This window comes from Kribbella sp. VKM Ac-2566, assembly GCF_004366005.1.
Lineage (GTDB): Bacteria > Actinomycetota > Actinomycetes > Propionibacteriales > Kribbellaceae > Kribbella > Kribbella pratensis.
Genome location: NZ_SODT01000010.1, coordinates 62,683 through 83,744, shown reverse-complemented (window position 1 = coordinate 83,744; position 21,062 = coordinate 62,683). Strand labels below are relative to the sequence as shown.

Here is a 21,062-nt window from a genome sequence, read left to right as displayed (position 1 = left end):
CACCTCCGGTGCTGAGGTGGAGGCATGTCCGACTACCCGTACGCCGATCCGATTGTCGACCTCGCCGACGTCCAGGAACTCGCCCGCGACCTCATCGTGATCCCGAACCGCAACGTCGACCTAGTACCCAACATCGGCCTCATCGGCGGCACCCATTCGGTGCTCGTCGTCGACACCGGCCTCGGCCCGCGGAACGCGGAGCAGGTGGTGCGGTTCGCCTCGTCGTACGCGAACGGCCGGCGGCTCTACCTGACGACGACGCACTTCCACCCCGAGCACGCGTTCGGAGCGCAGGTCTTCGCCGACGAGGCGACGTACCTGCTGAACACCGCGCAGGCCGACGACCTGACGACCAAGGGCGAGGGCTACCTGGGCATGTTCCGGCAGCTCGGCGAGCCGGTCGCCCGTGAACTGGAAGGCGCGCGGATCCCCGTCCCCGACCAGACGTACGACGGTACGTACGAGCTCGACCTCGGCGGCCGGTCCGTGCAGCTGCGCCCGACCGGACGTGCGCACAGCAAGGGCGATCAGGTCATCACGGTCCCCGACGCCGGCGTCCTGTTCACGGGTGATCTGGCCGAGGCGGACCAGTTCGCGATCTTCCCGTGGTTCCCGCCGTACGACGTCGACGTGTCCGGCGTCCGCTGGATCGAGGTCATGGACCGCCTCGCCGCGGAGCGGCCGCAGATCGTTGTCCCCGGCCACGGTGAGGTCAGCGACGCGCAACTGCTGACCCAGGTACGCGACTACCTGGTCGAACTCCGCGACGAGACCTGGCGCCGGCGGGACTCGGGCCTGTCGGAGGAGACGACCGCCGCCGAGATCCGGGCCCTCATGATCGAGCGCCACCCGGACTGGCGGCTGCCGGAGTGGATCGAGCGCGGCGTCGGCTGCCTCTGTGCGGAGCATCGTCACTGACTCTGCATGAAGCCTGGGTACCGGTCCGTCGTACGACTATCGGATTCGGGACGGTGACAATGCGTCGAGCAGTAGCTGTGGCAGTGCTGATGGTGATGGTTCTGAGCAGCTGTGCCGACCCGGACCAGAAGCTGCGGTCAGCAGCCGCCCAGTCGGCCCGCGATGCAGCGTCCGAGGTGCGCACCACGCAGCTTGCCCTCGAGCAGCTACGGGCCCACCAGCTGTGGTCGCAGTCCGCGGGGCAGATCGTCGGAGATGCCGAGAAGGGCGTCGAGAAGGCCACGAGTTCGTTCTCCGCCCAGCAACCGTCGACGGAAACCTCGACACGGCTCTACGAGCAGGTCACGAAGACTCTGGACGACGCGCAGACCGCGGTGACGGCGGTCCGGATCGCACTCGGCAACGGCGATCTCGCGGCGGCTGAGCAGCAGCTCACGGCGCTTCGGCAATCCGGTGCCGATCTGGGCCGGATCGGAGAGCTCGCCAAATGAAGAAGGTGCTCGGCGTCACGCTCGGGATCCTGACCGCGATCGGTGGCTTCGTGGACATCGGTGACCTGGTCACCAACGCGCTGGTCGGCGCCCGGTTCGGAATGCACATGGCGTGGGTGGTGGTCGTCGGCGTGATCGGGATCTGCCTGTACGCCGAGATGTGCGGACGGGTCGTGGCGATGTCCGGACGCCCGGTGTTCGACCTGGTCCGCGAGCGGCTCGGCCCCCGGACGGGACTGCTCACGTTGGTGGCGTCGTTCTTGGTGACGCTGCTGACGTTGATCGCCGAGATCGGCGGTGTGGCACTCGCACTCGAGCTGGCGAGTGGCGTGCACTACCTGCTCTGGATGCCGCTGGCCGCGTTCGCGGTGTGGCTGGTGATCTGGAGGGTGAAGTTCTCCCGGCTCGAGCAGGTCTTCGGGCTGCTCGGCCTGCTGCTGGTGGTGTTCGCGGTCGCGTTGTTCAAGCTTGGACCTGACTGGGGCCAGTTGCTGCACCAAGCGACGCGGCCGCATCCGATCGGTCACGAGGACTGGGCGACTTACGCGTACTACGGGATCGCACTGTTCGGTGCGGCGATGACGCCGTACGAGGTGTTCTTCTTCTCGTCCGGAGGGGTCGAGGAGAAGTGGACGCGGAAAGATCTGGTGACGGCGCGGTCCAACGTGTTCGTCGGTTTCCCGCTCGGCGGGTTGCTGTCGCTGGCGATCATGGGCTGTGCCGCGGTCCTGTTCCTGCCGGCGGGCATCAAGGTCGAGACCTTGGGCCAGGTGGCGCTTCCGGTGGCGGTTGCCCTCGGCAAGCTCGGGTTGGCGATCGTCCTGATCGGGGTGTTCGCGGCGACCTTCGGCGCGGCCCTGGAGACGGCGCTGTCGTGCGGTTACACGATCGCGCAGTACCGCGGCTGGCAGTGGGGAAAGTTCGTCCGGCCGCGGGAGGCGTCGCGGTTCCACGTGGTGATCATCGTGTGCCTCGTACTGGCGATGCTGACGCTGCTGACGGCCGTCGATCCGGTGCAGGTGACGGAGTACTCCGTGGTGTTCGCGGCGGTGGCCCTGCCACTCACCTACCTGCCGATCCTGATCGTTGCCAACGACCCCGACTATGTCGGCCAGGAGAAGAACGGCCCGGTGCGCAACGCGGTCGGCCTGGTCTACCTGGCTCTGCTCACCGTCGCCTCGCTGGCCGCGATACCGCTGATGATCATCACGAAAGGAGGGCAGTGACCATGCCAGGGACACCCGGCGAGTCGGGGCGAGTGCTGCACGCACAGCTGCATCTCCTGGACCGGCAGTTGATCGACCAGGCCGACGGTCACCTGGCCGGGAAGGTCGACGACGTCGAACTCGACCTGGACGCCGATCCGCCGGTGGTGGCCGCACTGATCACCGGCCGGGAGCGGATCACGGCCCGCCGGATCGTCGGTATCGACACGGCGGTGACGGTCTCGGTCGAGGACCTCGATCTCGACTACTACGACGACTGGGTCGAGAACCACGTCATCGCGAAGATCCCGGGAGCCCGCCATGCGGCTGAATGACCTGCTCGGTCGCCGCGTCCTGGACGCCGAGGGCGACGTCATCGGCAACGTCGCGGACGTTCGCCTGGTCCAGGACGGCCCGATGCTGGTCTCGATGCAGCGCGCGTTGCGGGTCGACGGTCTGATCGTGGTGGAGAACCGACACACGCGGCTCTTCGGGTACGAGCGCCACGTCGGCCCCGAGCTGCTCCGCCGGCTGATCCACGCACGACTCGGCGAGGTCTGGTACCTGCCCTGGGACGATATCGAGGAGATCACCGACGACGGTGTCACGATCGCTCCCAGGCGCGCCGACCTACGTCCTCTGGAAGACCTCGCGCGCTACTGAGCCATCAGCCCCGGGCGTCACCTGTGAAAGGGCCTTTGGGCCCGAACGCGTGATCGGTGAAGCGGGTGGCGAGGAGGTCGTGCGTGGCGGCGTCGGGGTGGAGGTCGTCGGGGAGGGGATGGGCGACGTTGTCTGCTTCGCCGTACAGGTCGCGGCCGTCCAGGTAGTGGAGGTTGGGGTCGGTCAGGGCGCGTTGTGTGACGATGCGGGCCAGCTCGGTGCGGATGACCGACAGGGTGAGTTTGCCGGCCGGGATCTCGTCGGGGTTGCCCGTGGCGGTGAAGCGGAGTTCGCCGGCGGCCAGGGCGGACAGGTCCCAGTTGGTCGGTCCGGGGGTGTCCTCGTGGATCGGGCAGAGGATGGGGGAGACGACCAGGAGCGGCGTGTCGGGATGGCCGTCGCGGATGGTGTCGATGAAGCCGTGGACGGCCGGGGTGAAGCTGCGGAGACGGAGCCCGTCGCTGTTGACGATGTTGATGCCGAGTTTGAGGCTGATCAGATCTGCGGGCGTGTCGCGGATGGTGCGGGCGATGAACGGCTGCAGGTACGCACTCCCGCCGAAGCCCAGGTTGACGAGTTCGACACCGGCCTGAGCGGCGGCCAGGGCCGGCCAGGTGCCCTTGGGGTGGGTGGCGTTGGATCCGTGGCTGATGGAGCTGCCGTGGTGCAGCCAGACCCGGCCCGCGACCGGAACCGGCTCGATCGGAGCATCGGTGCGCAGGGCAACGAGTTCAGTGGTCTCGTCGTGCGGCAGCCAGATCTCGACGGTCTTCGGTACGGCGGCCAGCCCGGCGACTCGTAGCGTTTCGGGCTGTCCAGGACGCTGCGAGGTGGCACCTGTCATCAGGTCGATGGTGACGACGTCGCCGCCGGTCGCGGTGAGCTGCGTCACCAGTTGGCCGTCGACGAGTACGTCGTACACGCCGTCCGGACGTGGGGGAGCGCCGATGTAGTCCCGTTTCGTCGGCAGCGTCTCCAGTTCGACGACGGTGGCCGACGTACGGAAGACGAGGCGTACGCCGGAGGGTTGTGACTCGACCATCGACATCTGGCCGTCGTCGTACTGGGCTCGTGCCCAAGCCGGCAGGCGGTGCGGGAGCACGCCGCGATCGGTCTGCTCCAGGTCGAGCGCACCGCGGAGCAGGTCGCCGGTAACAGGGGTAGTGATCATGTCAGCTCCAGCTGCGGAGGAGGGTGTCGAGCGCGTCGATGATGCGTGGCCAGCTTTCGCCGGCACTGGGCTCGCTGTGCGAGAAGGAACCAGCGAGCTCGAGGGTGATGTAGCCGTGGATCGTGCTGCCAAGGAGGCGTACGGCGTCGGTCTGGGCGGGCTCGCCGAGGTCGTACCCGCGAAGGACTGCGCGGACGAGCTCCGAGTGCCGACGCCCCGCAGCGACGTACTGCTCGCCCAGAACTGAGGCAGCGGCAGTGTGGCGTGTGGCGGCGTAGCGGCCCGGGTGGGCACGGGCGTAGTCGCGGTAGACGTCGGCGAGGGTGTGCAGGGCGTCGCGGCCGGCGCGACCAGCCAGGGCAGCGGCCGCCTGGTCGGCCAGTTCGGTGAGAGCGACCGTGGCGATGCGGGCCTTCAGGTCGTCGGAGTTGCGGACGTGCGAGTACAGGCTCGCGACCTGGACGCCGAAGTGGCGAGCCAGCGCCGACACAGTGACCTGTTCGAACCCGACCTCATCGGCCAGCTCGGCACCGGCCAGAGCCAGCCGCGCACCGCTCAACCCCACTCGTGCCATAACTCATTATGTGATTGCCTAAAGGCTTTAGGCAAATCAGGGCGAAAAGAAGCCCTCACCGCGCCGTTGCGGTGAGGGTTCCCAGTGAATCAGCGCCTGGATCAGGCGGTGCGCTTGGTCCGGTGCAGGTGCGCCGGGCCGATCTCGCCCTTGCGGAGCAGGTCGACCCGCTCGGCGAGCAGCTCCTCCAGCTCCGAGATGCTCCGGCGCTCGCGCAGCATGTCCCAGTGCGTACGGGCCGGCTTCTCCTGCTTCGGCTCCGGCTTCTCGCCGGTGGACCGGGCGGCCTCGCTGCCGCAGTGCGGGCATTCCCAGATCGCGGGCACCTCGGCGTCGTGCGCCATGGTCACCTCGACCACGTGGCCGCGGGGGCAGTCGTACGTGATCATCTGGCGCGGCGCGAACTCGACACCGCGGTCATCCTCGAAGCTGACCCCACCCAGCCCCGAACCACGCAGTACGCGATTAGACATGTCAAACCTCCGAGATCGTCATCCGAGCCAACGGTCGGCCGGCCCGGATCATTCCCATTTTGGCATGTCCGAGCCATATGTACGCACCTGACACTGTCGTCGTGACCTGCTGTCATCGACTGTTCACAGATCTCGCTGTGTCACCGCGTGCCGCAAGCCGCCCGACGTACGACGCATCAAATCGATACCTGGTTCACAGCCTGTTGCCAGGAATCGAGGATCTACTCCTCAGCAACCGACCCTAGCCTCAGCGTCCATGGTGCTACCCCGCCACAAGCTCCGTGGCCTCAGTTTCGTGAACGTGGCCCTGGTGGCCATCGTCCTCGCCATCGCCGTCACCGCCTACTTCCTGTTCTTCAAGAAGGATCCCCCGGCCGCCAGCGCGACCCGGCCGTCGGTGGCCGTACAGCGCGGCGAGGTGACCGCGAGCGTCAGCTCGAGCGGCACGCTGCAGAGCTCGCAGACCGCATCCCCGCAGTTCGAGACGTCCGGCACGGTGACGCAGGTGCTCGTCAAGGTCGGCCAGGTGGTGGCGAAGGGCGCCGCGATCGCGAAGATCGACCCAGCCGCCGCCGAGCGGCAGTTGCGGATCGCACAGCAGAACCAGATCGCGTCCGCAAACTCGGTCACCGCGGCCGAGGAGACCCTCAGCGACGCACAGGACGCCCTCGAGGCGGCAGAGGAAGCGTCCGCCTCACCGTCGCCGACCCCCACCCCGAGCAACGGCCAGCAACAGCAGACCCAGCAGTCTCAGCAGTCTCAAGGTCAAGGGCAGAGTCAGAGTCCTGAGGTAGCCGTCAGCAACGCCGAGGCGAGCCTGGCGAAGGCGAAGGCGGACAAGGAACAGTCCGACCAGAACGTCGAGGCGGCCGAGGCCGCGGTCGACGCGACCACACTGAAGGCGCCGATCGCCGGCACCATCACCGCGGTCAACGGCACGGTCGGCGCGGTGACCGGCGGGTCCAACTCGAGTTCGAGCTCCAGTTCAGGCAGCGGCGGGCAAGGCTCGACCTCAGGTCAAGGTTCAGCCTCGGGCTCCGGTACGTCGACGACGTCCGGCACCGGCTTCGTGGACATCGCCGACCTGAAGGCGCTCCAGGTCGTGGCCGCGTTCGCCGAGGCCGACGCGATCAAGATCAAGGCCGGCCAAGCGGCGACGGTGACGCTGAACGCCGAGCCTGGTACGACGCTCACCGCGTCGCTGGCGACCGTGTCGCCGACCCCGACCACCACCAACGGCGTGGTCTCGTACTCGGCCACCTTCAGCCTCGCCAAGCTCCCGGCCAACGCGCGGATGGGCCAGACCGCGAACGTCACGGTCCAGACCGCGAAGGCGGCCAACGCCCTGTACGTCCCGAGCACGGCGATCGCGACCAGCGGTACGACGTACACGGTCACGATGGCCGACGGCAGCGGGACGCGTGAGGTTCAGGTCGGCGTCCGGGGCGACAGCTACACCCAGATCACGTCGGGCCTGAACGAAGGCGACCAGATCGAGCTGCTGCAGGGCGCGATCGGCGGTACCGGGACCCAGAACGGCCAGGGCCGGCAGGGACAGCTCCCAGGCGGCGGCCAGTTCCCAGGCGCAGGCGTCGGCCAGGGTGCGGGGGGCTTCCGTGGCCGCTGAGTCCCTGATCGAGATCCGGGAGGTCACCAAGACGTACGGCCAGGGCGAGACCGCGGTGCACGCTCTCCGGGGTGTGTCGCTGCGGGTCGAGGCCGGCGAGTACGTCGCGGTGATGGGCTCGTCCGGATCCGGCAAGTCGACGTTGATGAACATCCTCGGCTGCCTCGACGTACCGTCCCGAGGGGAGTACTGGCTGGACGGCAGCGACGTGGCCCGGCTGAGGGAGGACCAGCAGGCGCTCGTCCGGGGCCGGAAGATCGGGTTCATCTTCCAGTCGTTCAACCTGATCCCGCGCACCACGGCGCTCGCGAACGTCGAACTGCCTCTCACCTACGCCCACCTGCGCCGCGGCGAACGCCGCAAGCGCGCGAACCGGGCGCTCGAACTCGTCGGTCTCGCCGACCGCACGGGCCACCGGCCGAACGAGCTGTCCGGCGGTCAGCAGCAGCGGGTCGCGATCGCCCGGGCGCTGGCGACGGGTCCGCGGATCCTGCTGGCCGACGAGCCGACCGGCAACCTCGACGCCCACTCGACCGCCGAGGTGCTCGGCATGTTCGACGACCTGCACGCCGACGGTCGCACGATCATCGTGATCACCCACGAGCACGACGTCGCGGCCCGCGCCCGGCGGCTCGTGCAGGTCTCCGACGGCCGGATCGTCTCCGACGAGGTGACCCGCTGATGTCCCCACGCGACCTGATGGGCGCCGCACTCCGCGGCCTCACCGCCAACAAGCTGAGATCGCTCCTCACCGTCCTCGGCGTCTCGATCGGGGTCGGCGCCGTGATCGTGCTGGTTGCGGTCGGCAACGGCTCCGGGAAGGCGGTACAGGACCGCCTGGAGGCGATGGGCACCAACCTGCTCACGGTCTCCACCACGGGCGGTGGCGGCGGCTTCGTCCGCGGCCAGGCCGGCCCGGCCAACCAGCAGTACAGCCTCACGCTCGACGACGCCGCCGCGCTCGCCGACAAGAACCTGGCTCCCGACATCTCGTCGGTCGCGCCGGTGATGACCAGCTCCGGTACGGCGACCAACGGCGACACCAGCTACACGGTCAACCAGGTGATCGGCACCACGCCGGCGTACCTGCCCGCGACCAACACTCCGGTGCAGATCGGGCGCTCGTTCACGCAGGCCGACGTGGACACCTCGCAGCGGGTCATCCTGCTCGGGCAGACGGCCGCGACCGAACTGTTCACGCGGCCCGCGAGCGCGGTCGGTCAGACGATCAAGCTCGGCGCCGTCGACTTCACCGTCCTCGGCGTACTCGCGAGCAAGGACAGCACCGGGTTCAACGACCCGAACGCGACCGCGATCGTCCCGATCACCACGCTTCGAGCGACCCAGGCCGGGTACGGCGCCCTGAACCAGATCGTCGTCCAGGCGACAGGCCAGGACCGGGTCGACACCGCGCAGGCCGAGGTCACCCAGTTGCTGACCGCCCGTCACCAGGTGCCCGCCGACGAGACCTCGCCGTTCCGGATCACGAACTCGGCACAGATCCTGCAGACCAGCCAGGACACCGCGGCGACGTTCACCGCCCTGCTCGCGACGGTCGCCGCGATCAGCCTGGTCGTGGGCGGGATCGGGGTCACCAACATCATGCTGGTCACGGTCACCGAGCGGACCCGGGAGATTGGGATCCGCAAGGCGCTCGGCGCCAGGCGGCGGACGATCCTCGGCCAGTTCCTGATCGAGGCGACGCTGCTCAGCCTGATCGGCGGCGCGGTCGGGGTCGGGGCCGCGCTGATCGTCACCCGCTTCCAGTTGGCCGGCGTGCACCCGGTGCTGGTGCCGTCGTCGATCGGGCTCGCACTCGGCGTGTCCGCGGCGGTCGGCCTGTTCTTCGGCAGCATGCCGGCGCACCGAGCCGCCGGCCTCCGTCCCATCGATGCACTACGTCACGAGTGAGAGGTCTCTTCTGATGAGTAACCAGACGCCCGACGAGTTCGCCCAGATCGGGTCCGACGAGGAGGTCGAGGCGGCGCTGAAGCCGAAGAAGACCCTCAACCTGCCGCTGGCCACGGCGATCCTGACCGGGATCGTGGTCCTTGCCATCGGTCTCGGCGGCGGCGCCGGGCTGCATGCGGCGTTCGCCTCGGACAGCTCGTCGAACCAGCCGCAGGCCGGTGGTCGCGGTGCGGGCGGGTACGGCGGGTTCCGCGGCCAGAACGGATACGGCGCACCCGGTCAGGGGCCTGGCGGTGCGCAGGGCGGTGGCGGGACGGTCGGCACGGTGGTCTCGGCGAACAGTTCCGAGCTGGTCGTGAAGACCCAGTCCGGCAACGTCACCGTGAAGCTGACCGGAGACACGACGTACGAGATCACGTCGAAGGGCACCGCGGCGGACCTGAAGGCGGGGCAGCAGGTCGTCGTCAGCGGCCAGAACACCAACGGCACGATCACCGCGAACACAGTCCGCCAGGGCACCTTCGCCCCCTTCCGCAACCCAACCGCGTCTCCGTCCACCCGCTGAGGATCCCCAGGCCATCACAATCGCACCCACACCCCACCGCCAAGCGTGCCGCGGACATCCGGCGGTGAATTGTGATGGCCTGGCGATCCGCCTCAACATCAGTTGGCTGGGCGGTGGCCGAGGGAGGACTGGAACCGGATCAGGTAGCCGTCGGGGTCCGTGACGAGGAACTGCTCGACACCTGCCTCGCCGTCGCCGGTTCGGTACCACTTCGTTTCCGGCTGCATGAACAACGACCATCCGGCCGTGCGCAGCGACTCGACGATCGGCGTGATCGATGGAACGGCGATCTGGAAGTTGACACCGCGGCCCAGCGGCGGGCGCAGCCGTCCGGTGATCCAGTTCCGGCCGACGCCGATCTGCTCGAGCATGACATGTGCGTCCCCGGACGTGAGGTACGCGAAGCCCTCCTCTGGCCGGTCGTACAGCACCTCGAATCCGCACAGCTCACACCAGAAATGCGTGCTGGCGGCAACCGACTTCACGAGGAGCTCGGGTACCAGTGTGGGCGGACTCACCGTGTCATCGTGTCAGGTCCGGGTGGCGGTGAGGGTTACGGCGATGGAGTCGAGGGTGAAGGTGCCGCCGGCGGCGTCGATTGCTGCGCCGGTGCCTTCGAGTACGGCGTCGAGTTTGCCGGCGTCGGCGAGGGGTTTGGCGATGCCGCTGGTGCGGAGTTGGTCGAGCCACTCGTCGCGGGTGTACGTGCGGGACCAAGGAAACGTTGCGCGGGAGATGTCGGTGAAGGCGTCGGTGAGGTTGTCGGCGGTGCGGTCCAGGAAATGTTCGTACGCACCGAGGGGCGAAGCGGCGGCGCGCGCGGCGGCTGGGTTCTCGGGCAGTACGTCGCGCTGGACGGCGGCGAACGCCGCTCCGAGGTCGGATGGTGGTTGCAGGACGTACCAGAAGACGGCGAACGTCCCGCCGGGGCGGAGTACGTCGGCGGCCTTTGCGGCGCCGACCGCGGGGTCGATCCAGTGCCACGTCATCCCGGCGACGAGCGCGTCGAAGGTACGACCCGCCGCGTCCCAGGTCTCGAAGGGGGAGACCACGGCGTCGACTCCGGTCGAGCGTGCGTACGCCGCCATTCGCTCGTCCACGTCGACGCCGAGCACGCGGCATCCCGCCGCCTGGAGCTGGCGGGACAGGATGCCGGTCCCGCAGCCGACGTCAAGGAAGTGGCGCCCAGGTGCCGCGGCGACGAGTGCGTCGATGAGGGCGGTCGGATAGGACGGCCGGGCCCGGTCGTAGAGCGCCGCGTCGGCGCCGAAGGACTCGGCCATCTCACGATGCCGATGCGGATCGGCGTCGGTGGGCCGCAGCGGGTCGGTGGGCTGCTTCGGGTCGGGGTCCGGCGCTAGAGTGGGCATGTGCCCACGATAGTGGGCGGTTGCCCATTTGCGTCAAGGGAAGGTGTGCATGCCGACCGGTGTGGCGATGCGGGACGCCCGGGAGCAGCTGTTCGACGCGGCCGAGCGGGTGCTGCTGCGGGACGGGCCCGAGGCGCTGACCAGCCGGGCCGTGACCGCCGAGGCGGGGTGCGCGAAGGGCGTGCTGCACAAGCACTTCACGGACTTCGACGGATTCCTCGCCGAACTCGTCCTCGACCGGATCCGCCGCCTCGACGACCAGGCCGAAGCGCTGCTGAAGGCCGCGGGGCAGGGGAGCGTCGTCGACAACCTGACCGCGATGCTGACCGACCTGTTCGGCTCGGTCGCCGTCGCGATCGTCAGCCTGACGATCTCCCGCGACGGCCTGCGCGCCCGCCTGCGGGAGGCCGTGCCCACCGGCGTACCGATCCTCAGCGAGGCCGGCCGGGCCATCCGGGACTACCTCGCCGCGGAGCAGACCTACGGCCGCATCCGCTCGGACGCCAACATCGATGTCCTCGGCCTGACGCTGATCGGCTCGAGCCACATGATGTTCGCCGACCGCACCGGCACCCGCCCGACGGCCGCCCAGGTGCGTGAGTTCGTCGCTTCCGTCGTACCGATGTAACCGAACCCTGCCGGCGAGAGATCCGATGAGTCATTGACTCCCTCGCTTGGAAAGCGCTATCTTGCGACGAAATAAGGCTCAAAAAGTACAAAACGGCCTCAGAAGTGGCGGACTGTGCGATGAGGACGACCCAGAAGAACGCAGTAGGAGAGCAGGAGATCATCCGGACGTATCTCGACCGGCTGCGGCTGGATCTGGTCGTCGCGGCCCGAATCACGAAGGTGCACCGTGAGTGGTCCCGGGCTCTGATGCCGGATCCGTTCTCGCGCCTCTATCTGATCCTGGAGGGGGAGGGGCGTCTCGTCGTACGGGACCAGGAGCTCTACCCGCGGCCCGGTGAGCTCGTCTACCTGCCGGCCGACGTGCCGGTGTCGTACGAGGCGATCAGCGACAACGTTTTCCGCAAGCACTGGCTGCATTTCTCGGCGCTGATCGGCGACCGCGACATCGGCGAGATGCTGACGCTGCCGTACGTCGTCCCGAGCAAGGCGCCCGAGGAGGCGGCGGCTCTGTTCGAGCAGGTCGGTGCGGCCGACCGGGACCCGCCCGGTCTCGCGACGCCGCTGCGGCTGCGTTCGGCGCTGACCGCGTTGTTCGCGCACTATCTGGACAGTGCACCGCCAGGTTCGGTGCGCCTGTCGGAGCGGCAGACGAGCGAGTCCGGGATCGTGCAGTACATCCAGGACAATCTTGCGACGCTGCCGAGCGTCGAGGAGCTCGCGGCCGTGTTCGGCTACGACCTGTCGAGTTTCCTGCGGCATTTCCGCACCGAGTTCGGATTGTCGCCGAAGCAGTACATCAAACGGGCCCGGATCGAATGGGCCCAGCGCGAGCTGACGACGACCGAGCGCCCGATGGAGGAGATCGCGGCCGAGGTCGGCATGGACCAGTCCTACTTCTCGAAGGTGTTCCGCCAGGTGAGTTCGGTGACCCCGAGCGAGTACCGGAAGTTGTACCGCCCACACAACTAGGAGCCTCGTCATGGACCGTCGTACCTTCCTGGCCGGCAGTGGCGCCGTCGCAGTTTCCTTGGTGGGCGCGCGAGCAGCGCTCGCCCAGGAGACGGCAACCGTGACCTCGCTGGCCGAGTTGCAACAGGCAATCAACAGGGCCACCGCCGGCACCACGATCACGATGGCGAACGGTTCGTACGCCGTACCGTCGGGGTCGCCGATCACCATCACCAACCGGCACGGCAGCAGCCGCGCGCCGATCACGATCGTGGCCCAGAGCCGCGGCGGTGTGACGCTCACCGGCGCGCAGAGCTTCGTGTTCTCGGGATCGTCGGACATCACGATCAGCGGGTTCGCGTTCCGGCAGAGTTCGACGCTGGAGATCCCGGCGGACTGCCCGCGGATCCGGCTGACCCGCAACGACCTCGCCCTCGCGGCGTCGACCGGCCACTGGGTCGTCGTCCGCGGCGACGACGCGAAGATCGACCGCAACGTCTTCCACGACAAGTCCACCCTCGGCGTGTACCTGGTGATCGACGGCCCCGGCTCGGAGGCGATGGCACAGCGCACGCACATCCTTCGGAACTACTTCCGCGACCACACGTACGGCGGGGCGAACGGCGGGGAGCCGATCCGGCTCGGAGTGAGCGGCCGGGCGCTCAGCACCGCCGACGCGACGGTCGAGTACAACCTGTTCGAGCGGTGCAACGGCGACCCCGAGGCGATCTCGGTGAAGTCGTCGGGCAACACGATCCGGTACAACACGATCCGCTCGTCCCTCGGCGGGCTCGTCCTGCGGCACGGCAACGACAACCGGGTCGAGAGCAACTATCTGCTCTCCGGGCAGAACGGGATCCGGATCTACGGCAACGACCATCTGATCGTGAACAACTACGTCAGCGGGATCGCGGGTGCCGGCGTGGTGCTCGGCAGCGGCACGGAGCGGGACCACTACGAGGGCGAGCCGTCCAGTTCCCGGACCGGCAACGACGCGCCCGACCGCGTGACGATCGCGCTGAACACCCTCCGGAACAACGGCCAGGCCCTCGTCGGTGAGAGTCAGCGCACGGTGCCTCCGCTGGATTGTGTGGTCGTTGACAATCTGATGGTCGGCGACAGCGGCGAGCTGGTCGACATGCCGTACCTCGACGGCCTGACGTGGGCGGGGAACATCGTCTGGGGTCAGGCGACCAACGGCAACATCCCGTCGTCGGGCGTCACGCGCGCCGATCCGAAGCTGACCGCGGGCACCGACGGCGTCTACCGGCTCGGTCCGGGGAGTGCCGCCGTGAACGCCGCTGCCGTCGACCACACGGGTCAGATCAGCGACGACGTCGACGGGCAGGCCCGGACGGTGCCGTACGACGTGGGCGCCGACGAGTACTCGACCGCGGCACGGGTCCGACGCCCACTCACCTCCGCGGATGTCGGCCCCGGCGCTGCTTAGACCACGGTGGGCTGGCTGTTGCCGGCTTCGTCGATACCGCGGCGCATGTCGACGCGGACCAGCAGGGCGAGGCCGACGACGAAGAAGAGGCCGAGGGCGACGATCGCGGGACGGTACGAGCCGGTGAGCTGGTGGACGAGACCGAACACCAGCGTGCCGAGCCACGACGTCCCCCGTTCGCCCGCCTGGTAGAGCGAGAAGTACTCCGCCTCGCGGCCCTTCGGGATCAGTTGGCTGAACGCCGACCGGGACAACGCCTGCGTCCCGCCGAGCACGATCCCGATCGCCAGCCCCATCGCCAGGAACGGGACGATCTGGCGCTCGGGCAGCAGGAATCCGGCGATAACGATCAGGATCCAGACGACCAGGCCGCCCGCGATCGTGCGATGCGCGCCGTACCGCTGGGCGAACCGGCCGAACGCGAGCGCCCCGAAGAAGGCCACGAACTGGACGAGCAGAATGGTTGCGATCAGCACCTGTGTCTCGAACCCGAGCTGCTTCTCGCCGTACGTCGACGACACCGAGATGACCGTCTGGATCCCGTCGTTGAAGAACAGGTACGCGATCAGGAACAGCATCGTCATCTTGTAGCTGCGCAGGTGCTTGAGTGTGGCGGCCAGCTGACCGAAGCTCTGACGCACGAGGCTGCCGCTGCGCACCTGCACGACGTTCGTCGGCGGCCGGTTCCGTAGCCGGAGGAACGGGAAGAACGTGAAGATTCCCCACCAGAGCCCCGCACTGAGCAGGCTGAGGCGGACGGCCGTGCTCTGGCTCAGCCCGAGCGCGTCGTGGGCGGTGACGACTGCCAGGTTGACCAGGAGCAGTAGAAAGCCACCGGCGTACCCGAACGCCCAGGCGCGGGACGAGACGGCGTCGCGCTGATCCGGTGGAGCGATGTCGATGAGGATCGAGTCGTACACGACCAGGGACGAGCCGAGGCACAGGTTCCCCACGAACAGCAGCAGCGCGCCGAGCTGCCAGCGTCCGTCGTCGACGAATACCATGCAGGAAGCCGCGAGCGCTCCGGCCCAGGCGAAGCCGCACATGAGCAGCTTCTTGTGCGACATCCGGTCCGCGATGGCGCCGACCACCGGCAGGAACAGCGCGGACACCAGGGTCGCGACCGTGACGACGTAGAACGCGAGCGAGCCGGGGGAGATGCCGAGCCCGAGCACGTCGAGGTTCGTGTGGCACGGGTTGTCGGTGGTCCCGACGAACCCGCAGGCGGCCTTCTCCGCGACCGATGTCAGGTACGGCGCGAACAGGACGGTGCCGGTGGTGGTGACGTAGCCCGAGTTGGCCCAGTCGTAGAGACTGAATCCCCAGTACTCGCGCTTGTCGACCGCCGGCGGGGCGGAGAGGAATCCCATGCGCGGAAGTGTGTCAGGTCCGGGGGACGATGCGGCGTACCCGCGGATAACACTTCAACTCCACTGCCCCCGCTCTTTCAGGACGTCGCGGAGCAGGTCCGTGCGGTCGGTGATGATGCCGTCGACGCCGGCGTCGAGCAGCCGGTTCATCGCGTCCGGGTCGTCGATCGTCCAGACGTGCACCTGCTTGCCACGAGAGTGCGCGCGCTTGACCAGGCCGGGCGTGAGCACGTGGAGCGCGCCGTACCGCTCGGGGATCTGCAGGCAGGCGCCGGCCGCGTTCAGGGCGAACGGCAGGAAGCGGATCAGGGCGATCTCCCACTCGCCGTACCCCGTGCACAGCCGCGGCCCGAGCAGCTTGCGGATCCGGCGGACCCGCGACTGGGAGAACGAGGACACGCAGATCCGGTCGATCGCGTTGGCGGCCCGCAGGACCTTCGCGGCCGGTTCGAGGCCGCCCTCGGCCTTGATGTCGAGGTTGAACCGGGTCTCCGGGAAGTGCTCGAGCAGCTCGTCCAGGCGGGGGATCGGCTCGTGGCCGTTGATCTTCGCCTTGCTGACCTCCGACCACGGCAGCTCCGCGATCACGCCGGTCCGGTCGGTGACCCGGTCGAGCCGGTCGTCGTGGAACGCGATCACGACGCCGTCGCTGGTCGCGTGCAGGTCGGTCTCCAGGTACCGGTACCCGAGGTCGACGGCGTTCTGGAACGCGTGCAGCGAGTTCTCGTAGCCGATGTTGTCCGGGTGCTTGGCGCCGCCTCGATGGGCCATCGCGATCGGTCCGTCATGGTCGAGGTAGGGGTGCACGTGTGCAGTATGTACCGTTTGGGTGGTGACAGTACTCCGCTCCCGCCCCGATCTGTGGACTCTCGATCCCGGCGTTCTGCACCTCAACCACGGTTCGTACGGCGCTGTGCCGCGCCGCACGCAGGAGGTGATGGCCGGCCTCCGCGCCGAGATGGACGCCAACCCGATGGTCTGGTTCCGGACCGTCGCCGACCGGCTGACCGCGAGCCGCCTGGCGCTGGCGGCGTACCTGGAGACCGACCCTGACGGGTTCGCGCTCGTCCCGAACGCGAGCGCGGGCGTCACCGTCGCGCTGCAGACCCTGCCGATCCCGGCCGGCAGCCGGATCGTGCTGACCGACCACGCGTACGGCGCGGTGCGGTTCGCGGCCGAGCGGTTCGCGAAAGCGCACGGCGCCGAGGTGGTGATCGTCGAGATCCCGATCGAGGCCGACGACGAGACCGTGGTCGCGCTGATCGCGGACCGCCTGGACGGCGCATCCGTCCTGATCGTGGACCAGATCACCTCCGGTACGGCGAAGGTCTTCCCGATCGATGCGCTGGTGGCGGCCTCCCATGAGCGCGGCGTACCGATCGTGGTCGACGGCGCGCACGCCCCGGCGCTGATCGACGCACCGGCCGCCGCGGGCGCCGACTTCTGGACCGGCAACTTCCACAAGTGGCCGGCCGCGCCGCGGGCAACGGCCGGGCTGGTCGTCGCCGAGCGGTGGCGTACGGCGTCGATGCCGCTGATCGTGTCGTGGTCGGAGTACGACGAGCGGATGCCGGAGCGGTTCGACATGCTCGGCACGTACGACTACGTGCCGTGGATCGCGGCCCCGGAGTCGTTGCGGGTCCTGGCGGACCTGGACTGGCCGACCCGTCGCCCGCAGCTGACCACGTTGGTCGAGGAGGGCGCGAAGGTCCTGGCGAAGGCGCTCGGGACCGGCGTGGCCGAGGTGGCGCACCCACCGGCGACGATGCGCCTGGTCGAGCTGCCGTCCTCGGTCGATCTCAGCGGCGGCGACGCGCTGAAGCTGCGGGTGTCCCGCGAACTGAAGGCCGAGATCACGCTCACCGGCTTCGACGACCATGGGTTCATCCGGCTCTCGGCGCACGCGTACAACTCGATCGCGGACTACGAGAAACTGTCGGAGGGCCTTCCTAAGGTTCTGGCGTGAACGATATCCAGGGTTCGTACAACGCCGCTGCCACCGACTACCACGCGATTCTGCGCGACTATCACCGCGCGGATCCGTTCGAGAAAGGGGCCCTCGACTACTTCTGCCAGCTGGTCACCGACGGACCGGTGGGGGATCTCGGGTGCGGCACCGGGCGGATCACGACGTACCTGGCCGGCCGCGGGATGGACGTGTTCGGGGTCGATCTGACGCCGGGGATGATCGAGGTGGCCCGGCGGGAGTACCCGGAGCTGCGGTTCGAGGTCGGGACGCTGTACGACCTGGGTCTGAAGGACGGTGAGCTGGCCGGTGCCCTCGCGTGGTATTCGCTCGTTCACACTCCACGCGAGGACCTGCCGGCGGTGTTCGCGGAGCTGTTCCGCGTGCTGCGGCCCGGCGGCCACCTCGTGCACGGCTTCAAGGTCGGTGCCGGCAGCCGGCACCTGAGCACCGGCTACGGTCACGACATCGACCTCGAGGTCTACATGTACGACGTCGCGGACGTCGCCGGGCTGCTCGCGAGCGCCGGGTTCGCCGAGGTGGCGACCCTGACGCGCGCGGCGCTGCCCGGTGAGAAGGACGCGGGCCAGGCGGCCCTGATCGTCCGCAAACCGGCTACCCCTTGACCGCTCCGGACGTCATACCCGCCACGATCTGCCGGTTGAAGAACAGGAACATGATCAGCGGCGGGATCGTGATCAGCAGGATGTCCATGAACAGCAGGTTGTACTGGGTGCTGAACTGGCCGGAGAAGTTGTAGAGGGTCAGCTGGACGGTGGCGTTCTTGTCGCCGGGCAGGAAGTACAGCGGGTTCACGAAGTCGTTGAACACGTTGACCGACTGGACCACGACGACCGTGATGATGACGGATCTGAGCAGCGGGAAGATGACCCGGAAGAACAACCGCAAGGGCCCGGCTCCGTCGATGATCGCGGCCTCGTCCAGTTCGCGGGGAATGGTCGCGACGAAGGCCCGGAACAACAGGATGCAGAACGACAGCCCGAACGCGATCTCGATCAGGATCAGCCCTGGCATGGTCTTGAACAGCCCGAGCTTCTGCAGCACCCAGATCGTCGGTACGACGGCCGGCGGGATGATCAGCCCGGACAGCACCAGGAAGTTGATGAAGCCGTTCCACTTGCTCTTCCGCCGCTGCAGCACGAACCCGGCCATGGCCGCCAGCACCACCATCCCGGCGACGCTGGCCACGGTCAGGATCGTGCTGTTGATGAACGCGATCACCAGCATGTAGTCGCGGGCCTTGACCACGTCGACGAAGTTCTGCACGAACTGGAACTGGTGCGGCCAGGAGAAGTCCAGGTCCGCGGACTGCTGCCGGTCCTTCACCGCGGTCAGCACGATGAAGGCGAACGGGATGATGAAGACCACGATCGAGGACACGATCGCGACCGCGCTGAGCACGTAGCTCCGGCCGGGCCGGTGGTTGACGAGTTCGGCGGTACTCACATGTCCACCTCCTTACGGTTCAGGAACCACGACAGCGGCAGGATGATCGCGGTGACGACCACGAACAGGATCACGTTGCCGGCCGTCGACAGGCCGTAGAACCCGGCCTGGTACTGCTTGTAGATCACCGACGAGATCACGTCCGAGGTGAACCCGGGCCCGCCGCGCGTCATCGCCCAGATCAGCTCGAACGACCGCAGGCCGCCGATCAGGGACAGGATGATCACGGTGACGGTGGCCGGCTTGCACAGCGGCAGCACGATCCGTCGGAACGACTCCCACGACCCGGCGCCGTCCACCCGGGCGGCCTCCATGTACTCCCGCGGGATCGACACGATGCCGGCGATGTAGATCAGGGTCGCCAGCCCGACGCCCTTCCAGACATCGACCGCGGCGATCGACATCAGCGCCCACTTCGGGTCGGTCAGCCACCCAGGGCCCTGGATGCCGAGCACACCCAGGGCGCCGTTGATGATGCCGCGCTCGGGGTTCATCAGCACCTGGAACAGCAGGCCGACGCCGACGGTGCTGACCAGCACCGGGAAGAACACGACCGACCGCAGATACCCGCGGCCGACGATCCGCGAGGTCAGCAGGACGGCGAGCAACAGACCGAGCACGACCTTCGAACCCGACGTCACCACGGCGTAGATCAAGGTGTTGGTGAAGCCCTTGACCAGCGCCGGCTCCTGGAAGAACGTGACGAAGTTGTCGAACCCGATGAACTTCGACTCGAACAGGCTCCACCGGGTCAGGCTGTAGTAGAACGACGCGAACGTCGGGACCAGGAACAGCACGGAGTAGAGCACCGCGGTCGGCAGGTAGAACCAGAACGAGTACGGCGTGTAGACCTTCCCCCCGCCCGCAGGCGCGGCCGGGGTCGAGTCAACGCGGTCCTGAGGACGGGCCGAGGTAACGGTCATAACCTCACCAGCCCGCCAGCCCGAGTTGCTGGGCCTGCTTCTTGACGTCCTCGTCGTACCGGGCGGCGCCGTCCTTCGCCTTCCGGATGCCGGACCCGACCTCGACGGTGATCTGCTCCAGCGACGGGCCCTTGACCGGCGAGAGGAACTCCAGCGCCAGGCTGGACGCGCCCGGCTTGTCGAGGTACGGCTGCATGTCCTTGATGGCCCGCGGTACGTCGTTGCCGAGCGTGCAGCCCTTGACCGCGTACGGACCGGTCGGTGCGCCGGCCTTGGTCTGCGACGCGCAGCCGTCCGGACTGGCGACGAAGGCGAGGAACTTCTTGGCCGCGTCGAGCTTGTCGCCCTCGGTGGTCTTCGGGATGTACAGGCCGCCCGGCGTCCACAGCGTCAGGCCGTTCTTGCTCGCGTCGTCACCAGGGAGCGCGAACAGTCCGACGGTCTTGGCCGCGTCCGGGTAGGTGGCGATCATGTTGGCGACCACGCCGGACAGGATCGGGTAGTGCGCGCCCTTGCCAGTGGCAAGCATCTTGAGACCGTCCGGCAGCTTGGCCGAGGCGAAGTCCTTGTTCTCGTAGCCGGCGTCGTGGACGGCCTGGGTGTGCTCGAATCCCTTGAGCGCGGCCGGTGACGTCGCGTACTTCGCCTGGTTCTTGGTGTACTTGTCGGCGAAGTCCGGCTCGGCCGCGGAGACGTTGTGGAAGTCGCCGAGGACGAACAGTTGCGACGTCCAGGTTTCGCCGTACGTCTGGATGACGGGGGCTACGCCGCCACCGCCGGCCTTGATCTTGGCGTTGTTGGCCATGAACTCGGCCCACGTCGTCGGCACCTTGAGGCCGAGTTTCTCGTAGACCGGGATGCTGTAGAGGACCGCGCCACCCATGAACCCGCCGACGGGTGCGCCGTACACCTGCCCGTCGGCGGTCACGGTCTTCTTGAAGTTGTCGTCCAGGTTGGCGACCCACGGCTCGTCGTTGACCGAGAGCAGGTTCTTCTGCGGCGCGATCGCGTTGAACAGCGACCCGGTGTTGTAGTTGAACACGTCGACCATGTCGCCGGTCGACAGCCGGGTCTTGATGATGTTGTCGCCCTCGGTGCCACCCGGCCGGGTCTCGACCTTCACGGTGATGTTCGAGTTCTTCGCGTGGAAGTCCTTGGCGAGTTGCTCGGCCTCCTTCACGTCCTGGTCCTGGTTCGTGGTCAGGTACGTGATCTCGACCGCGCCGCTGCCACCGGCGTCGTCGCTGGATCCGAGACTGCCCGCGCTGCACGCGGCAAGGGTTAGGGAACAGACAGCCAGCAGTGCGAGACCGCTGGCTCCTGGGCGGAACCTCATCATG

At 68.1% G+C, this 21,062-nt stretch carries 24 protein-coding genes; 14 read left to right on the top strand and 10 right to left on the bottom strand.

The genetic code is table 11. From position 1 onward, the window contains the following. Window positions 1-24 precede the first annotated feature (24 nt). From EV647_RS18795 to EV647_RS18775, 5 genes are all read left to right on the top strand, one after another. Window positions 25-918 carry an MBL fold metallo-hydrolase gene (locus tag EV647_RS18795; protein WP_134004649.1) on the top strand — a complete coding sequence of 298 codons (894 nt, stop codon included), beginning with the start codon at window positions 25-27 and terminating at the stop codon, window positions 916-918. 77 nt (window positions 919-995) lie between these two features. Continuing rightward, window positions 996-1,409, top strand: a complete 414-nt coding sequence (locus tag EV647_RS18790; protein ID WP_134004647.1) for a hypothetical protein — start codon at window positions 996-998, stop codon at window positions 1,407-1,409. After that, a complete protein-coding gene (locus EV647_RS18785) occupies window positions 1,406-2,635 on the top strand; it encodes an NRAMP family divalent metal transporter (RefSeq protein ID WP_134004645.1) in 1,230 nt (409 codons plus the stop codon). The genes EV647_RS18790 and EV647_RS18785 overlap by 4 nt, the downstream gene beginning before the upstream one ends. A 2-nt stretch (window positions 2,636-2,637) precedes the next feature. Beyond that, window positions 2,638-2,949, top strand: a complete 312-nt coding sequence (locus EV647_RS18780) for a hypothetical protein (protein ID WP_134004643.1) — start codon at window positions 2,638-2,640, stop codon at window positions 2,947-2,949. Further along, window positions 2,936-3,277, top strand: coding sequence for a PRC-barrel domain containing protein (locus EV647_RS18775; protein WP_134004641.1), 342 nt, complete (start codon window positions 2,936-2,938; stop codon window positions 3,275-3,277). Before EV647_RS18780 ends, EV647_RS18775 begins: the two co-directional genes overlap by 14 nt. 4 nt (window positions 3,278-3,281) lie before the next feature. Here the strand turns inward: EV647_RS18775 and EV647_RS18770 are convergent, their stop codons facing one another. The 3 genes from EV647_RS18770 to EV647_RS18760 form a co-directional block, all read right to left on the bottom strand. Next, on the bottom strand, window positions 3,282-4,448 hold the full coding sequence (locus EV647_RS18770; protein WP_134004639.1) for a GDSL-type esterase/lipase family protein: 1,167 nt from the start codon (window positions 4,446-4,448) through the stop codon (window positions 3,282-3,284). A 1-nt stretch (window position 4,449) separates the two neighbouring features. Next, window positions 4,450-5,022, bottom strand: coding sequence for a TetR/AcrR family transcriptional regulator (locus tag EV647_RS18765; protein WP_134004637.1), 573 nt, complete (start codon window positions 5,020-5,022; stop codon window positions 4,450-4,452). 101 nt (window positions 5,023-5,123) lie between these two features. Then, window positions 5,124-5,495, bottom strand: a complete 372-nt coding sequence (locus EV647_RS18760) for an RNA polymerase-binding protein RbpA (protein ID WP_130385606.1) — start codon at window positions 5,493-5,495, stop codon at window positions 5,124-5,126. A 256-nt stretch (window positions 5,496-5,751) separates the two neighbouring features. Here EV647_RS18760 and EV647_RS18755 point away from each other — a divergent pair, with 256 nt between their 5' ends. From EV647_RS18755 to EV647_RS18740, 4 genes are read left to right on the top strand one after another with little or no spacing between them, the layout of a single operon-like run. Further along, a complete protein-coding gene (locus EV647_RS18755; protein WP_134004635.1) occupies window positions 5,752-7,122 on the top strand; it encodes an efflux RND transporter periplasmic adaptor subunit in 1,371 nt (456 codons plus the stop codon). Beyond that, on the top strand, window positions 7,112-7,804 hold the full coding sequence (locus tag EV647_RS18750) for an ABC transporter ATP-binding protein (RefSeq protein ID WP_134004632.1): 693 nt from the start codon (window positions 7,112-7,114) through the stop codon (window positions 7,802-7,804). Before EV647_RS18755 ends, EV647_RS18750 begins: the two co-directional genes overlap by 11 nt. After that, window positions 7,804-9,033 carry an ABC transporter permease gene (locus EV647_RS18745; RefSeq protein WP_134004631.1) on the top strand — a complete coding sequence of 410 codons (1,230 nt, stop codon included), beginning with the start codon at window positions 7,804-7,806 and terminating at the stop codon, window positions 9,031-9,033. The genes EV647_RS18750 and EV647_RS18745 overlap by 1 nt, the downstream gene beginning before the upstream one ends. Before the next feature lie 13 nt (window positions 9,034-9,046). Beyond that, window positions 9,047-9,598 (top strand): hypothetical protein, encoded by a 552-nt coding sequence (locus tag EV647_RS18740; RefSeq protein ID WP_134004629.1) that lies wholly within the window; start codon window positions 9,047-9,049, stop codon window positions 9,596-9,598. A 98-nt stretch (window positions 9,599-9,696) separates the two neighbouring features. On the opposite strand, the gene EV647_RS18735 is transcribed toward EV647_RS18740, so the two are convergent. Continuing rightward, window positions 9,697-10,116 (bottom strand): VOC family protein, encoded by a 420-nt coding sequence (locus EV647_RS18735; protein WP_134004627.1) that lies wholly within the window; start codon window positions 10,114-10,116, stop codon window positions 9,697-9,699. A gap of 12 nt (window positions 10,117-10,128) precedes the next feature. Continuing rightward, complete coding sequence (locus EV647_RS18730; protein WP_202876229.1) at window positions 10,129-10,968, bottom strand: class I SAM-dependent methyltransferase; 840 nt, start codon at window positions 10,966-10,968, stop codon at window positions 10,129-10,131. A gap of 49 nt (window positions 10,969-11,017) precedes the next feature. On the opposite strand from EV647_RS18730, the gene EV647_RS18725 reads away from it, so the two are divergent. From EV647_RS18725 to EV647_RS18715, 3 genes are all read left to right on the top strand, one after another. Continuing rightward, the gene (locus EV647_RS18725; protein ID WP_134004625.1) at window positions 11,018-11,596 is read left to right on the top strand and encodes a TetR/AcrR family transcriptional regulator; all 579 of its coding nucleotides are present in this window, start codon (window positions 11,018-11,020) and stop codon (window positions 11,594-11,596) included. A gap of 119 nt (window positions 11,597-11,715) precedes the next feature. Continuing rightward, complete coding sequence (locus EV647_RS18720) at window positions 11,716-12,567, top strand: AraC family transcriptional regulator (RefSeq protein WP_134004623.1); 852 nt, start codon at window positions 11,716-11,718, stop codon at window positions 12,565-12,567. 10 nt (window positions 12,568-12,577) lie between these two features. After that, complete coding sequence (locus EV647_RS18715) at window positions 12,578-13,996, top strand: polysaccharide lyase 6 family protein (protein WP_134004621.1); 1,419 nt, start codon at window positions 12,578-12,580, stop codon at window positions 13,994-13,996. Here the strand turns inward: EV647_RS18715 and EV647_RS18710 are convergent. Together EV647_RS18710 and EV647_RS18705 are read right to left on the bottom strand one after the other, a co-directional pair. Continuing rightward, entirely contained in the window at window positions 13,993-15,366 is a 1,374-nt protein-coding gene (locus EV647_RS18710) for an MFS transporter (protein WP_134004618.1), read from the bottom strand. The genes EV647_RS18715 and EV647_RS18710 overlap by 4 nt on opposite strands. 54 nt (window positions 15,367-15,420) lie before the next feature. Next, the gene (locus tag EV647_RS18705; protein ID WP_202876228.1) at window positions 15,421-16,173 is read right to left on the bottom strand and encodes a glycerophosphodiester phosphodiesterase; all 753 of its coding nucleotides are present in this window, start codon (window positions 16,171-16,173) and stop codon (window positions 15,421-15,423) included. A 25-nt stretch (window positions 16,174-16,198) separates the two neighbouring features. Between EV647_RS18705 and EV647_RS18700 the strand changes: the two genes are divergently transcribed. Both EV647_RS18700 and EV647_RS18695 read left to right on the top strand, forming a co-directional pair. Beyond that, entirely contained in the window at window positions 16,199-17,332 is a 1,134-nt protein-coding gene (locus EV647_RS18700) for an aminotransferase class V-fold PLP-dependent enzyme (protein ID WP_238177286.1), read from the top strand. Further along, entirely contained in the window at window positions 17,329-17,958 is a 630-nt protein-coding gene (locus tag EV647_RS18695) for a class I SAM-dependent methyltransferase (RefSeq protein WP_134004613.1), read from the top strand. Before EV647_RS18700 ends, EV647_RS18695 begins: the two co-directional genes overlap by 4 nt. Here the strand turns inward: EV647_RS18695 and EV647_RS18690 are convergent. The 3 genes from EV647_RS18690 to EV647_RS18680 are packed head-to-tail and all read right to left on the bottom strand — an operon-like array spanning window position 17,948 to window position 21,058. Then, entirely contained in the window at window positions 17,948-18,799 is an 852-nt protein-coding gene (locus EV647_RS18690; protein WP_134004610.1) for a carbohydrate ABC transporter permease, read from the bottom strand. The genes EV647_RS18695 and EV647_RS18690 overlap by 11 nt on opposite strands. After that, on the bottom strand, window positions 18,796-19,722 hold the full coding sequence (locus tag EV647_RS18685; protein ID WP_134004608.1) for a carbohydrate ABC transporter permease: 927 nt from the start codon (window positions 19,720-19,722) through the stop codon (window positions 18,796-18,798). The genes EV647_RS18690 and EV647_RS18685 overlap by 4 nt, the downstream gene beginning before the upstream one ends. Window positions 19,723-19,726: 4 nt before the next feature. Next, window positions 19,727-21,058 carry an ABC transporter substrate-binding protein gene (locus EV647_RS18680; RefSeq protein WP_134004606.1) on the bottom strand — a complete coding sequence of 444 codons (1,332 nt, stop codon included), beginning with the start codon at window positions 21,056-21,058 and terminating at the stop codon, window positions 19,727-19,729. Window positions 21,059-21,062: the final 4 nt, after the last annotated feature.

Coding starts and splice junctions, on each gene's coding strand:
- EV647_RS18785 (WP_134004645.1), top strand. CDS start 1,406: ATGAAGAAGGTGCTCGGCGTCACGCTCGGGATCCTGACCGCGATCGGT.
- EV647_RS18760 (WP_130385606.1), bottom strand. CDS start 5,495: ATGTCTAATCGCGTACTGCGTGGTTCGGGGCTGGGTGGGGTCAGCTTC.
- EV647_RS18770 (WP_134004639.1), bottom strand. CDS start 4,448: ATGATCACTACCCCTGTTACCGGCGACCTGCTCCGCGGTGCGCTCGAC.
- EV647_RS18685 (WP_134004608.1), bottom strand. CDS start 19,722: ATGACCGTTACCTCGGCCCGTCCTCAGGACCGCGTTGACTCGACCCCG.
- EV647_RS18720 (WP_134004623.1), top strand. CDS start 11,716: ATGAGGACGACCCAGAAGAACGCAGTAGGAGAGCAGGAGATCATCCGG.
- EV647_RS18765 (WP_134004637.1), bottom strand. CDS start 5,022: ATGGCACGAGTGGGGTTGAGCGGTGCGCGGCTGGCTCTGGCCGGTGCC.
- EV647_RS18710 (WP_134004618.1), bottom strand. CDS start 15,366: ATGGGATTCCTCTCCGCCCCGCCGGCGGTCGACAAGCGCGAGTACTGG.
- EV647_RS18780 (WP_134004643.1), top strand. CDS start 2,638: ATGCCAGGGACACCCGGCGAGTCGGGGCGAGTGCTGCACGCACAGCTG.
- EV647_RS18745 (WP_134004631.1), top strand. CDS start 7,804: ATGTCCCCACGCGACCTGATGGGCGCCGCACTCCGCGGCCTCACCGCC.
- EV647_RS18740 (WP_134004629.1), top strand. CDS start 9,047: ATGAGTAACCAGACGCCCGACGAGTTCGCCCAGATCGGGTCCGACGAG.
- EV647_RS18680 (WP_134004606.1), bottom strand. CDS start 21,058: ATGAGGTTCCGCCCAGGAGCCAGCGGTCTCGCACTGCTGGCTGTCTGT.
- EV647_RS18715 (WP_134004621.1), top strand. CDS start 12,578: ATGGACCGTCGTACCTTCCTGGCCGGCAGTGGCGCCGTCGCAGTTTCC.
- EV647_RS18795 (WP_134004649.1), top strand. CDS start 25: ATGTCCGACTACCCGTACGCCGATCCGATTGTCGACCTCGCCGACGTC.
- EV647_RS18725 (WP_134004625.1), top strand. CDS start 11,018: ATGCCGACCGGTGTGGCGATGCGGGACGCCCGGGAGCAGCTGTTCGAC.
- EV647_RS18730 (WP_202876229.1), bottom strand. CDS start 10,968: ATGCCCACTCTAGCGCCGGACCCCGACCCGAAGCAGCCCACCGACCCG.
- EV647_RS18775 (WP_134004641.1), top strand. CDS start 2,936: ATGCGGCTGAATGACCTGCTCGGTCGCCGCGTCCTGGACGCCGAGGGC.
- EV647_RS18755 (WP_134004635.1), top strand. CDS start 5,752: ATGGTGCTACCCCGCCACAAGCTCCGTGGCCTCAGTTTCGTGAACGTG.